This is a genomic window from Rhodococcus sp. RS1C4 (assembly GCF_002258225.1).
GTDB classification, from domain to species: Bacteria; Actinomycetota; Actinomycetes; order Mycobacteriales; family Mycobacteriaceae; genus Rhodococcoides; species Rhodococcoides fascians_E.
The window spans coordinates 61,843-74,476 of the sequence record NZ_NOXZ01000032.1 but is presented as its reverse complement, the minus strand read 5'-3'; the positions used below and the strand labels follow the sequence as shown (position 1 = coordinate 74,476).

At 65.9% G+C, this 12,634-nt stretch carries 13 protein-coding genes and 2 tRNA genes; 9 read left to right on the top strand and 6 right to left on the bottom strand.

Annotated features, from left to right (window positions below; genetic code table 11):
* Nucleotides 1-183: 183 nt before the first annotated feature.
* Complete coding sequence (locus tag CH289_RS16880; protein WP_094728206.1) at nucleotides 184-1,098, top strand: DUF3105 domain-containing protein; 915 nt, start codon at nucleotides 184-186, stop codon at nucleotides 1,096-1,098.
* Nucleotides 1,098-1,805: a DUF305 domain-containing protein gene (locus CH289_RS16875; RefSeq protein WP_019667262.1), complete on the top strand. Its 708-nt coding sequence runs from the start codon at nucleotides 1,098-1,100 to the stop codon at nucleotides 1,803-1,805. The genes CH289_RS16880 and CH289_RS16875 overlap by 1 nt, the downstream gene beginning before the upstream one ends.
* Here CH289_RS16875 and CH289_RS16870 read toward each other — a convergent pair.
* Nucleotides 1,798-4,194, bottom strand: a complete 2,397-nt coding sequence (locus CH289_RS16870; protein WP_019667261.1) for a phosphoketolase family protein — start codon at nucleotides 4,192-4,194, stop codon at nucleotides 1,798-1,800. The two genes, CH289_RS16875 and CH289_RS16870, sit on opposite strands and share 8 nt — an antisense overlap.
* 122 nt (nucleotides 4,195-4,316) lie before the next feature.
* Here CH289_RS16870 and CH289_RS16865 point away from each other — a divergent pair.
* Together CH289_RS16865 and CH289_RS16860 are read left to right on the top strand one after the other, a co-directional pair.
* Nucleotides 4,317-4,389: transfer RNA gene (locus tag CH289_RS16865), tRNA-Arg, on the top strand.
* A 34-nt stretch (nucleotides 4,390-4,423) separates the two neighbouring features.
* A complete protein-coding gene (locus tag CH289_RS16860) occupies nucleotides 4,424-5,344 on the top strand; it encodes a hypothetical protein (RefSeq protein WP_019667260.1) in 921 nt (306 codons plus the stop codon).
* Here CH289_RS16860 and CH289_RS16855 read toward each other — a convergent pair.
* Complete coding sequence (locus CH289_RS16855) at nucleotides 5,274-6,098, bottom strand: TioE family transcriptional regulator (protein ID WP_094728205.1); 825 nt, start codon at nucleotides 6,096-6,098, stop codon at nucleotides 5,274-5,276. The genes CH289_RS16860 and CH289_RS16855 overlap by 71 nt on opposite strands.
* A gap of 52 nt (nucleotides 6,099-6,150) precedes the next feature.
* Here CH289_RS16855 and CH289_RS16850 point away from each other — a divergent pair, with 52 nt between their 5' ends.
* Nucleotides 6,151-7,383: an erythromycin esterase family protein gene (locus CH289_RS16850; RefSeq protein WP_094728204.1), complete on the top strand. Its 1,233-nt coding sequence runs from the start codon at nucleotides 6,151-6,153 to the stop codon at nucleotides 7,381-7,383.
* Here the strand turns inward: CH289_RS16850 and CH289_RS16845 are convergent.
* The gene (locus CH289_RS16845; protein ID WP_094728203.1) at nucleotides 7,344-8,489 is read right to left on the bottom strand and encodes a 3'(2'),5'-bisphosphate nucleotidase CysQ; all 1,146 of its coding nucleotides are present in this window, start codon (nucleotides 8,487-8,489) and stop codon (nucleotides 7,344-7,346) included. The genes CH289_RS16850 and CH289_RS16845 overlap by 40 nt on opposite strands.
* A gap of 72 nt (nucleotides 8,490-8,561) precedes the next feature.
* On the opposite strand from CH289_RS16845, the gene CH289_RS16840 reads away from it, so the two are divergent.
* Nucleotides 8,562-9,152 (top strand): class I SAM-dependent methyltransferase, encoded by a 591-nt coding sequence (locus CH289_RS16840; protein ID WP_033190599.1) that lies wholly within the window; start codon nucleotides 8,562-8,564, stop codon nucleotides 9,150-9,152.
* Here CH289_RS16840 and CH289_RS16835 read toward each other — a convergent pair.
* Entirely contained in the window at nucleotides 9,118-9,735 is a 618-nt protein-coding gene (locus CH289_RS16835; RefSeq protein ID WP_094728202.1) for a PadR family transcriptional regulator, read from the bottom strand. The two genes, CH289_RS16840 and CH289_RS16835, sit on opposite strands and share 35 nt — an antisense overlap.
* 46 nt (nucleotides 9,736-9,781) lie before the next feature.
* Between CH289_RS16835 and CH289_RS16830 the strand changes: the two genes are divergently transcribed.
* Nucleotides 9,782-10,228, top strand: a complete 447-nt coding sequence (locus CH289_RS16830) for a DUF1707 SHOCT-like domain-containing protein (protein ID WP_033190598.1) — start codon at nucleotides 9,782-9,784, stop codon at nucleotides 10,226-10,228.
* 7 nt (nucleotides 10,229-10,235) lie between these two features.
* Here the strand turns inward: CH289_RS16830 and CH289_RS16825 are convergent, their stop codons facing one another.
* Nucleotides 10,236-11,177, bottom strand: a complete 942-nt coding sequence (locus tag CH289_RS16825; RefSeq protein ID WP_019667253.1) for an NADP-dependent oxidoreductase — start codon at nucleotides 11,175-11,177, stop codon at nucleotides 10,236-10,238.
* Nucleotides 11,178-11,292: 115 nt separating this feature from the next.
* Between CH289_RS16825 and CH289_RS16820 the strand changes: the two genes are divergently transcribed.
* Entirely contained in the window at nucleotides 11,293-11,790 is a 498-nt protein-coding gene (locus CH289_RS16820) for a MarR family winged helix-turn-helix transcriptional regulator (RefSeq protein ID WP_094728201.1), read from the top strand.
* Nucleotides 11,791-11,878: 88 nt separating this feature from the next.
* Here CH289_RS16820 and CH289_RS16815 read toward each other — a convergent pair.
* Nucleotides 11,879-11,949 (bottom strand) — tRNA-Cys (locus CH289_RS16815).
* 115 nt (nucleotides 11,950-12,064) lie between these two features.
* Between CH289_RS16815 and CH289_RS16810 the strand changes: the two genes are divergently transcribed.
* Nucleotides 12,065-12,598, top strand: a complete 534-nt coding sequence (locus tag CH289_RS16810) for a MarR family winged helix-turn-helix transcriptional regulator (RefSeq protein ID WP_026348155.1) — start codon at nucleotides 12,065-12,067, stop codon at nucleotides 12,596-12,598.
* Nucleotides 12,599-12,634: the final 36 nt, after the last annotated feature.

Sequence of the window (12,634 nt, the reverse complement as noted above, 5' to 3'; positions counted from 1 at the left end):
AGGCGCCCGTGGTCTGAGGCGGGGACTGTCGGCAACCACTGGCCCGAGGCAACGCGAGCCCGTACTGGCGGCACCTCAAAGCAAGCACTCAGACTAGGACCGTACAGTAAGGGCGCTCTGCGATCACAAGTAGTTTTTGCGCGCCCAACTGCACCTCCGACAACCGAAAGAGCGACGACAGCGATGCCCACGGGTTCCAACAACGGCGGTCCGGACAAGAAGTCTGCAGCCAAAGCCAACAAGGCCATCAAGGCTGCGAAGAAAAGCAGCGGCGTCCCCGCGACCAGAAAATCGGGCGCGCCGAAGAACCGCCAGGTCCCATGGCTGACCGTTGGAGCCGTCGTCGTCGTGGTCGGCCTCATCGCGGCTCTCGCCATCAACCTCTTCCCGAAGTACCAGGACCGCGCCGAGGCGCAGCGCTGGGAGCCCAGCGAAAGCAACCAGGACCCCTCGTCGGAAATCGCCGACGTGGTGGTTCAGCCGTACGAGGCTGCCCTGCACGTGTCCGCCACCCAGCGCGTCGCCTACGACCAGACGCCTCCGTTCGGCGGACCCCACGACGCGACGTGGGCCACCTGCACCGGCGTCGTGTACCCGGAAGCGATCCGCACCGAGAACGCAGTCCACTCCCTCGAACACGGTGCCGTGTGGATCACCTACAACCCCGACGCACTGTCCGAGGACCAGATCCAGGTTCTCGCCGACAAGGTCGACGGTGAGACGTACATGCTGATGTCGCCGTACCCCGGTCAGGAATCTCCCGTCTCGCTGCAGTCCTGGGGACACCAGCTCAAGGTGGACAGCGTCGACGACGAGCGCGTGGACCAGTTCATCTCGGCGCTCCGCCTCAACCGGTACCAGTACCCCGAGGTCGGCGCGAGCTGCTCGACGGTGCCCGGTGGCGGATTCGATCCCGACAACCCACCGCCGTTCGACGCCTCGGCACCCGGCCCCGACGCCGTCCCGATGGACGGCGCAGGCATCACACCCGACGCCAGCGAGACGGGCGCGACCGGCGGCCTGCCGTCGGACCTGCAGCTTCCGAGTGACCTCCAGATCCCGACCGAAGCACCGGCAGCTCCGGCACCTACTTCCTGATGACTGTTCCCACGAAGCCGAGGGTCAGCAGGCCACAGTTGGTGGCTCTGTTGGCCCTCGGCGTCGTCGCCGCAGTCGCAATCGGGTTCGCTCTGGGTTTTTTGGCACGAACGAACTTCCTCGGCGGAAACGACAACGTTCCGGCATCCGATTCGGTGGACGTCGGCTTCGCGCAGGACATGTCGGTGCACCACAATCAAGCCATCGACATGTCGTCGATCGCGCTGACCAACGCCTCCGACCCACTCGTCCGTAACCTCGCGTTCGACATGCTCACTTCGCAGCAGAACCAGGTCGGCCAGATGCAGGGCTGGCTCGCCATCTGGGACCGCTCCCCCGTCGGGACCGACGGCTACATGGGCTGGATGTCCGGCGACGAGCACGGCCACTCGATGGCCGGAATGTCCGCCGGCTCCGACGGATCCGAGACGACGGGCCCCGTCGCGGCAATGCCGGGAATGGCGACCAGCGACGAACTCGCCGCCCTCCGCCAGGCAACCGGACCGGCTGTCGACGTCATGTTCCTGCAACTGATGCTGCGTCACCACCAGGGTGGGCTCTCGATGATGGAGTACGCGGCGGATCACGCCGAGACTCCGGCGCTCGTCCGTCTCGCTCAGTCGATGATCTCGACTCAGGAAAGCGAATCCACCCTGATGACACAGATGCTCGCCGAGAAGGGCGCTCAGCCCCTCGGTACTAACTGACGGTCGGCGAGTACGTCCAGTCCGCTACCTCGGGCATGTCCTCCATGTGCTCGACGACGTAGGTCGCATGCCGCTCGAGTTGGGCGTTGCAGTAGGACACCAGCTCTGCGCCGCGCTCCGGTACCCGCCTCGATCGACGCAGGGCCTCGAGCACGAGGTGGTAGCGGCTCATTCTGTTGAGCACCACCATGTCGAACGGCGTTGTGGTCGTGCCCTGTTCGGTGAAGCCGCGCACGTGGAACCGATCGACCTTCGGCCGGCCGTGCAGTAGTTCGTGGACCGCGCGGGGATAGCCGTGGAACGCGAACACCACGTCGGTGTCCGCGGTGAAGAGATCGACGAACTTCTCGTGCGTGAACCCGTGCGGGTGGTCCCCCGGCGTCACCAGCGCCATCAGATCCACGACGTTGACGACGCGGATCCGCAAGTAGGGAACCCACTCGGCGAGGATCTGTGCGGCGGCGAGGATTTCCTGGGTCGGTACGTCACCCGCTGCGGCGAGCACCACGTCGGGTTCGCTGGGGCTCCCGGCGGACTCGGTTTCCGTTCCCGCCCAGTGCCACACCGACGCGCCCGCGGCACAGTGCTCGGCCGCCTGTTGGAGCGTCAAATACTGCAGGTGAGGTTGCTTGTCCACGACGATCAGGTTCACGTGGTCCCTGCTGCGGAAGCAGTGATCGGCGATCGACAGCAGGGTGTTGGAGTCCGGTGGTAGCCAGATTCGCACGACCTCGGGCGAGAGCGGAATCGCGGCGTCGATCATGCCTGGTCCTTGATGGCTGAACCCGTTGTGGTCGTTGCGCCAACACGTACTGGTCAGCAGCACGTTCAGCGACGCCACCGGTTCTCGCCACGGCAGATCGGCGGCGTGCTGCAGCCACTTGACGTGCTGGATCATCATGGACACGCTCACCATCGCGAATGCCTCGTAGCTCGCGAACAGTCCGTGGCCTCCCGCCAGCAGATAGCCTTCGAGCCACCCTTCGCACAGGTGCTCGCTGAGTACCTCCATCACACGTCCGTCGGGTGAGAGGTGGTCGTCCCAGTCCTCCGTCGGGAGTTGCCAGCAGCGGTCGGTCTGCTCGAAGACCGCAGCCAAGCGGTTGCTCGAGGTTTCGTCCGGTGAGAACAACCGGAAGTTTCCTCCACCGTCGTCCGTGGTGTTCCCCGCGTAGATGTCGCGCATCAATTCACCGAGCACCCTTGTCGTCTCGTGGAAACCTGCGCCGGGCGACTCGACCGAGATCTCGTAGTTCTCGAGTGGCGGGATACGTAGTGGTTGCAGCAGACGGCCGCCGTTGGCGTACGGCGTCGACCCCATACGTTTGTCCCCCGCCGGAGCCAGCGCTGCGATCTGCGGGGCCAGGGCTCCGTCGCCGTCGAACAGTTCGTGCGGACGGTAGGACTGCAGCCAGGTCTCCAACTGCGCCAGGTGCTCCGGGTTGGTCCTGACACCGGACAGGGGCACCTGGTGCGCCCGGAAAGTGCCCTCGACGAGGACACCGTCGACGGTGTGAGGGCCCGTCCAGCCCTTGGGTGTGCGCAGGATGATCGCGGGCCATCGGGCACCGATCTCGGGCTCGCCGGTTCGAGCGGCGCTTTGGATCGCTCGGATTCTCCGATGCGACTCACGGAGCACGCGCAGCAGTTCCGGGAACACCACACGTGGATCGTCACCGGCCACCACGACGGGTTCCCATCCTTGCCCGTGCAGAAAGTCGACGATGTCCTCGTCGCGACTCCGGCCGAACACCGTCGGCCCCGCGATTTTCGCGCCGTTCACGTTGACGATCGGCAGCACAGCACCGTCGCGTCGTGCGTTCAGGAAAGCCGGGAGCTTCCAGGAGCCCGCGAGCGGACCCGTCTCCGCCTCTCCGTCACCGATGACGCACGCAACCGTCAACTGTGGTCGGTCGAATGCTGCTCCGCCCGCATGAACGAGTGCATAGCCGAGTTCGCCGCCCTCGTGGATGCTGCCCGGCGTCTGCACGCTGACGTGACTCGGTATCCCGCCGGGAGCGGAGAACTGACGGCACAAGCGTCGTATTCCGTCCGCGTCGCGGGACACGTGCGGGTAGATCTCGGTGTACGTCCCTTCGAGATAGGTCGACGCCACGAGCGCCGGGCCGCCGTGTCCCGGTCCTGTCACGTAGAGCCAGTCGGTGTCGGTCTCTGTGATGTGACGGTTGAGCAGGGTGTAGATCATCGACAGGCACGGGCTTGTCCCCCAGTGCCCGAGCAAGCGCGGTTTGATGTGCGACGCATCGAGCGGATCACGCAGAAGCGTGTTGTCCTTCAGGTATATCTGCGCGACGGTCAGATAGTTCGCTGCCGACCACCACGCCAGGTCGAGATCGAGAGCGTCGTCCGAATACTCGTAGTCGGTCATGCCCTCGACTGTCCTCCTCTTCCGTTAACACCAGGTGCGATTTCAGGTGACGGTTGCAATGCGCTAGTCTTGGAGCCGCCCAACAGGCACGCCGGATACGCAGGTTTTCTTCGTCTCGGCGCGCCCCCGTAGCTCAGGGGATAGAGCGTTCGCCTCCGGAGCGAAAGGCCGCAGGTTCGAATCCTGCCGGGGGCACACATTTCTGCCGCGCGGTGCAACAATTGCGCACATGTCCTCCGCCGAACTCGACGACGTTGCAGCCGAGCTGTATTCCGTCGATCCGGCCGAGTTCGTCGCCGCTCGCACATCCGCTGCCGCAGCCGCCAAGGTCTCGGGGAATCGAAAACTAGCGGCCGCGATCATCAAGCTCCGTAAACCGACGACCGTCGGATGGATGGTCAATCTCCTCGTCCGTGAAGAACCCGAGGACGTGGCAGATCTGTTCGACCTCGGCGACAGGCTTCGCGACGCCCAGCGCCGATCGGCCGCCGGGGACCTCCGAGAACTGTCGGCGGACCGTCAGAAATCGATCCGCGCCCTCTCCGCCCGTGCCGTCGAGATCGCCGCCGATCGCGGACGGACCACCACGGAGGACGCGGCCCGCGAAGTCGGTCAGACCCTCGGTGCCGCACTCGCGGATCCCGATGTCGCCGAGCGCGTACGCGGGGGACGAGTGGTGACGGCCGAGTCCTACAGCGGCTTCGGCCCGGCCGTGCTGTCGTTGGCGCCGGAACCGGCCACATCCACCGACACTGCCGAACCCGAGCAGCCGGACGAGGCGACGCACGAGGAGGACACAGAGGCAGCCGCCAGGGCCGCGGAAGTGCAAGCGGAGGCTCGGAAGCGATTCGACGAGGCCAGGGAACGGTTCGAGGAGGCTCGGGAGGACGAGCAGGCAGCCGAGAACGCCGCCGCTGCCGCCGACGCCGCAGCCGAGGCTGCGTCGACCCGGTTGACCGAGATCAAGGAGCGGTTGGCTCAGCTGCGCTCCGAGTTGCACGATGCCGAAGAGCACGAAGCCGACGCCAGAAAGGACGAGAAGTCGACCGAGCGCGAATCCCGCCGTCTACGACGGATTCTCACCGATGCACAGGCACGGACGGCGGAGCAACGGGCAGCTCTGGACGAACTGGACCGTCAGGATTCCTGAGCACGAGGTACCTGTCCAACTCCGCGGCACCGGTCAGCATCGCGCGCCCGCGAGCATGGATCCGGCCGCGCCAGTCGTCCATCAGATCCGCAAGCGGTTCCACCCCGCCCGCGCTTCGAACGTGAGCAATCAGCGGCGCAATCCGGCTCAGCGCAAACCCTCCTCGCCGCAGCTGCCTGATCAGCTGCGCGTCGCGTACCGCGGACTCGGCGTAGACGCGATACCCCGTCTTCCTGTCACGGTCGGGTCGCACCAAACCGGCGCGCTCCCACTTGCGCAAGGTCGCGGGCTCGACACCCAGCTTGTGAGCAAGCGGGCCGATGAACAACCCGGCGGCCGACGAGGCCACAGGCTGCACTCCCCCTCGAGTCGTTCCTGCAGGCTCCACTCCCCCTCGAGTCGTTCCTGCAGGCTGCACTCCTGCCAGAGCATGTTCGACCGACCGCAGGGTTGCACGTTCTTCGCGCAGCTGTGCGTGTGCGTCGTCGATCGTCTGAAGCGCGGCGTCGACATCACCGGAGTTCACAGCGCACATGATTGCCGTCGACATCGCGTGACCGTGCCCCGCAGTGAGAGCTCGGAACGTCCTCAAGGCGTGCGCGTGCATCGGCGTGTACGTCCGATAACCGTGCTCGGTTCTCGTGGCCGCGGGAAGTATTCCGGCATCCTCGTAATTACGCACTGCCTGCGTCGACACCCCGTGTTCGCGAGCCAGGTCGACGGGACGCAATCTAGGCTTTTCGGTGGTCGACATGGCAGGATCCTTTCAAAGCTTCAAAGGACGGTTCAACGATAGCGTTCACTGTATGCCTGCTTCGATCGACCACGTCGTCCATCCAGCCCAAGGGTCTTCCCTCGTCCAACTGCTGGGCACCCGGCCGCACCTGCTCGCCGTCGGAGAGCCGACCCACGGCGCTCATGGACTCCTGGAACTGCGGAACGACCTTTTCCGCGAACTCGTCGAGAACGAGAGCTACCGCACCATCTCCATCGAAAGCGACTGCCTGATGGGTCGATTGGTGGACGACTACGTCGTGAGCGGCGTCGGCACGCTCGATCACGTTCTGACACACGGCTTCAGCCACGAGTGGGGCACGTTGGACGGAAATCGGCAGCTCGTGCAGTGGATGCGAGAGCACAACCGTCGGCGCCCGGTATCCGAGGCCGTTCGATTCGCTGGTTTCGATGCACCGCTGGAGATGGCGTCGGCAGCCAGCCCACGGCACGCGCTCACCGAACTCCATGCCTACCTCGCCCGTTGGGTGGAGTCGGATCTGATCCCCGTCACCGGTGAGACTCTGGATCGGTTGCTCGGTCCGGACGAGCGATGGACCGATCCCGACGCGATGCACTCCCCGTCCCGGTCCTTCGGACGCAGCGCAGAAGCCATCGAATTACGGCTCGTCGCAGACGATCTGGCGAGTCTTCTCGATATGCAGGCGCCACGTCTCCGCGCGGTGACGACCCACGAGTCCTGGTTCGATGCGCACCTGTGTGCTCGGACCGCCGCCGGGTTGCTGCGCTACCACTACTGGATGGCGGACGACTCCGCGGCACGCATCACGAGGTTGTGCAGCCTACGAGACTCCATGATGGCGGAGAACCTCCTGGCACTCGCCGAGCGGGGACCGACGCTGGTATCGGCGCACAACAGCCATCTCCAACGCTGGAAGAGCAGCATGCAGATGTGGCAGGGGCGAATCGAATGGTGGAGTGCGGGCGCACTCGTCGACGCCCGACTCGGGGCCGACTTCGCGTTCCTGCCGACCGCAGTCGGCACGATCGAACGCCACGACGTCGGCCCACCGTTGCCGAACACGGTGGAGGGCCACCTGTTCTCGTTGCGTGCCGGGCGAAGCCTCGTCGACACTCGCGTGCTGGCCGAAGCGCTGGCAACGGAGTGCCCCGATGCTCGCGTGTCACCGTGGTTCGGTTACGCGCCGCTCGACCCCGATCACCTCGTCGACAACGACGGCTTGCTTTTCGTCGACGACGCCGATCACTCCGCCGAGGACGGTCCAGCGGGTTCGCCCGCTTGATCGTCGGGAACGACGATCGTCGTGATGGCGGTGATGTCGCCGGCGGGGATGGCGAAATGTTCGACCGTGGACAGTGTCGTGTTGTCGTCCAGTTCGATTCGGTACCGTGCGACGACGAAGGACTCCCACTCCTCGATGTCCACGTCACGGACCGCGGTGACGCGACGGTACCGCGACGACTGTTCCAGGTCGTCCCGAATGTGTTGCCCGCTCTCCCCGGTGACGTCGCCGTTCTCGACGCGTCGGCATCCCTCCGCGAGGCGCAATTTGGTGGCGTCGTGACTCGTCAAGGCCTTGATGTATTCGCGTGCCATCGCGACGCGTCCGGTGTCTGCTTGCCTCGTCGCATGCCGGGCGATGCTCGCCAGCAAGGGCTCTGCGAGTTCGGTACGGCAGATCAGCAGATCCGGGAGGTAGGGATGAGACTGGTTGTACAGCAACGGCGTTCCGTCGATGCGTGAGCAGTGCAGGCCTGCCGCGAGGGCAACGCCCACTGGCGCAGCCGAATCCCATTCCCACTGACCGCCCGAGTGCACGTAGGCGTCGGCGTCCCCGCGGACGACGGCCATCGCCTTCGCCCCGGCCGATCCCATCGTGACGGCATCTCCACCGACGTCGTCGGCGACCGCTTCGATGTAGTACGGCGGACGACTGTCGCTCACGACGAGGGTAGGCCTGCCGTTCGACGGCGCCCGTTGCCCCGTCTTCGTGGTCGAGTAGACGGCTCCGAGAGCAGGTTGAGCAACCGCGGACGCGGTCATCCCCTTCCCGGCCTCCCAGAGTCCGACGTGGACCGCCCAGTCCTCACGCCCCTGGATTCCGTACTCGCGCGACCCGTCCAGTGGATCGATGATCCAGACGCGCTGTGCGTCGAGCCGGGCCGGATCGTCGGCGGACTCCTCGGACAGCACGGCATCGCCCGGCCGATCGGCTCTCAATCTGGCGAGGATGAGACCGTTCGCCTCGGCGTCTCCGAGACGGCCGAGCTCGCGCCCTTCCGTTCTTCCGTTCTCGCGCGTACGAATGTCGAGCAGCACTCTGCCCGCGGCCTGCGCAACGTCGGCTGCGAACCGTGCGTCGTCTTCGGGTGTAAAAGATGCACTCACAGGTTCACAATTCCACGATTGCGCTCGATCGTGTGGCGGAGGTGTGCGCGGCGGCCGCCTAGAGTGTCCACCATGGCTCCGACACGCTGGCAGACCGAGAACGACGAGGCACAGTCCAGGAAATACGTCGACAGGTTCGCTCGGCTCGAGGCTCGGGGCGTCGACGTGCACGGTGAGGCACGGATGGTCGACGCGCTCCTCACGCCGGGCAGTTCGGTCCTCGACGCGGGTTGTGGCACAGCGCGTCTCGGCGCGGAGCTCGCCCGTCGAGGACATCGGGTGACCGCAGTGGACCTCGACCCCGTGTTCGTCGACGCAGCCCGCCTGAACCCGGACATCACCGTTCACCAGGCCGACCTGACCCAGCTGGACCTCGGTGAGACGTTCGACGCCGTCGTCGCGGCCGGGAACGTGATGGTGTTCGTGGAGCCCGGAACCGAGCGCAGTGCGGTGGAGCGCATCGCGGCGCATCTGACGCCGGGCGGCGTGTTCGTCGCGGGCTTCGCCACCGACCGGGAGTACACCGTGGGACAGTTCGACGACGATCTCGCCGCGTCCGGCCTGATCGTCGAACATCGTTTCGGCACTTGGGATCTGCGACCCTGGCGATCGGACTCCGACTGGGCGGTCACCGTGGCGCGGGCGGCTCGGCTCCTGGCCTGAAGCTTCCGACTCGAAGCTGGTCGGGTAGTGCATCGAACCAGTCGAGTGTCGCCTGCTCGTACCTGATTCCGAAATCCAATGTGGCCAGATCGAACACACTCGCGCCGCCCGACGCGGCGCGCTGCTCCCGGTAGCGAGCCAGGGTGTCCGCGTGCCGACGCCGGTGGTCGGCCAGTATCCCCGCCACCCGCCCCGGGGCGAGATGCTCGCCGAACGCCAGAGTCAGCAACAGCGGGTGTCGAATGTTCTCCTCACCGGGAGCCCGGTCGATCCACCGGGCGAACTCCGCCCGCCCGTCATCGGTGATGGTGAACGGTTTCTGAGCCCTGGCTCCCACCGCGCCTTCCTCGATCAGGCCCCTCGTGGTCAGCGCCGCAAGTTCCCGATACACCTGACTCCGCGTGACGGTCCAGAAGCCGCCGATGCAGGCAACGGCAGTGGCATGAAGGTCCCAGCCGGTCATGGAGCCGCGATGCAGGAACCCGAGCAGTGACGCCGCGGTCGCGTTCAACGGTGGTTTTTCGGGCACATCGTCATGCTCCCACACCTTGACATTCCACAGTGGTAGGTCGATGCTGGACACACCCCGACAGTCCACAATGGAACGTCAGTCCGGAGTTGGAGTGCAGATGCCGTACCAACCGAATGTCCGTGAAACGAACTCGAACACCCGCCTGTCCGACGCGCACCGCGACGCCGCCGTCGACCTCCTGACCAGCCATGTGGCGTCCGGCCGCCTGACGATCGAGGACTTCGACGGACGCGCCGCCCAGGCCTACGCCGCCGTCACGCGCGCCGACCTCGACGACGTGTTCCGCGACCTCCCCGCACCTGTCGCCTCGACACCGGTGGCCTCGACACTCATCGAGCCGCAGTCCCCGCAACGTCCACCGATGAGCCGCGAACTGCTGACGTGGGCGAGCGTCGGAGTCCTGTGCCTGACCATCTGGGCCGTCACCTCGGTCGCCACCGGGAACTTCCTCTACCCCTGGCCGGTGTGGGTCATCGGCCCATGGGGAGCGATGCTGGCACTGCACCGGGTCACCGGAATGCCGATGGGTTGCACCAGTCGCTGACACCACGTCACGAACCGGGAATCACGACGACCTTGCCCGGCAGGTTCCCCGCTGCGGCGCGGGCGTGCACCGTCGCGAGCTCACGGAGCGCAACTCGGTCGGCCACGTCGACGACGAGCTCGCCTCGGTCGACACGCGTCGAGAGTTCGGACAGTTGCGCGGCGTCGCTGCGGAGGTACATGTCGATGCCGCGAACACCGCGCGCCTCGTCACTCGGCGCGGGCATCCAGACCGTGGTGTTGACGACCACGCCGCCGTCCGCGACTCGGGTTGCCAAGGCGCCGAACAGGTCCGGCGTGATGGGCGCGAAGTTCACCAGAACGTCGACGGGCGTCGTCAGCGCGACCACGACGTCGACCGCCGAATGGTCGACGACCTCGTCGGCACCGAGCTTCCTCAGACGCTCTGTCTCCGACGCACGCCCCGTCGCGACGACGTACGCGCCTGCCGCGTGGGCCAATTGCACGGCGAACCCACCGACGGCCCCGCTCGCGCCGTTCACCAGGATGCGTTGTCCGCGCTTCAGCTCGGCGTGATCGAACAACGCCTGCCACGCGGTCAGTCCGACCACGCCGAGCACTGCCGAATCAGCGAGCGGAATCGACGTCGGAGCCGGTGCGAGCGCGTCGGCGTCGACGACCACGAATTCTGCTGACGCACCGTCCGTGACGAACGGAAGGAATCCGATCACCCGGTCCCCGACCTTTCGGTTGTCGACTCCGTCGCCCAGCGCGTCGACGGTTCCCGCGACATCGACACCCGGGATGTGCGGCAGGGTCAGTGGCATCGGCTCCTGCATGTTGCCCGCCCGGATGTTTCCGTCGACGCCGTTGAAGGTGGTTCCTGCAACGCGAACGCGAACCTGACCGGCTGCGGGAACGGGAGTCTCGACGTCCTCGTACCGCAGAACATCGGCGTCGCCGTACTGGTGGAAGCGAATGGCCTTCATGGTATTGCCTCTCGTCGAACCCGAAGTGCTTCGATTTCGAAGCACACCGCAAAGCTAGCACTGCTGCGAATTCGAAGCAAGTCTTTCGAATACGAAGCAGTTGTAGAGTGGTCACATGTCGGAACAATCGCCCGCCCTCGACTCCGTTCAACTCGGCGCGTACTTCTCGCTCATGGAGGTCGCCGGCCTGCTGCGTCACGCGGTGGAGCAGCAATTGAGGGAGGACGGAGACCTCAGCTACGTGCAGTTCCAGTTGCTCGCCCGCCTGGCCCTCGACTCGCCATCGGGCAGCGAACGCATGACCGACCTCGCCGACGGCGTCGTCTACAGCCGTAGCGGACTGACCTACCAGGCTGGATTGCTCGAAAAAGCGGGTCTCGTGTCCCGCGGACCGTCGCCCGACGACGAACGCAGCGTCACCGTCACGGTCACCGACTCCGGACGGGCGTTGATCGCCAAGGTGATTCCCGGCCACGTCGAGATCGTTCAGCAGCAACTGTTCTCGTCGCTGTCGCCGTCGGACACCCGGGCTCTCGGCGAACTCCTGTCGCCGGTCCGCGATCACATGCGCACAGCACCCCCACGCTCGGCGGCAGCCCGCCGGAAGCGCTGAGCAGAACCAGCGCGGAACACGTCGGCCGGCGGACGGCGCAGGGTGAGAAAAGCGGAACCGCCAGGCATGTCGCCTGGCGGTTCCTTCGAGCGAGCGACGGGATTCGAACCCGTGTAAACGGCTTTGCAGGCCGGTGCCTAGCCACTCAGCCACACCCGCATCGAGGACAAGAGTGCCCCAGTGAACCCGATGTGACCATGGTTCTGCTCAGCGTGATTTCAAAGACACGGCAGACGACGGCGCCCAGGCCGGATGCCATGGGAGGATGGACGGCATGTCTGCTTCGTCGCCGCTTCCACTCGATCCCATTGCAGAGGCCCACCGTCAGTGGACCAAGCATGGATGGGGCGACGTCGCCGACGGGATGGCCGCGGTCACGTCGCTGATGCGCGCGCAGCAGATCATGCTCGCGCGGGTCGAGGAAGTGCTGAAGCCGACTGGTTTGACGTTCTCGCGCTACGAGTTGTTGACGTTGCTGACCTTCACCAAGACCGGTGCGATCCCGATGGCAAAAGCAAGTGCGCGCCTGCAGGTCCACCCGACGAGTGTCACCAATGCGGTGGATCGGCTGGAGACCGCCGGGTACGTGCGCCGGACGCCGCATCCGAGCGACCGACGCACCACCCTCGTCGAAATCACCGACAGCGGCCGCGAACTGGCGGTCGATGCCACCGAGAAGCTCAATGCGCAAGTGTTCGGCAAGCCCGGTCTGGCGAAGGACCGGTTGACGTCGCTGGTGCGAATCCTGGCCGAACTGAGGCGCACCGCTGGCGATTTCGAGGACGACGGGGCCACTGCGGCCTGGTGAATCGCGCTCGCTCACCCGTTTCATGATCAAATGGTC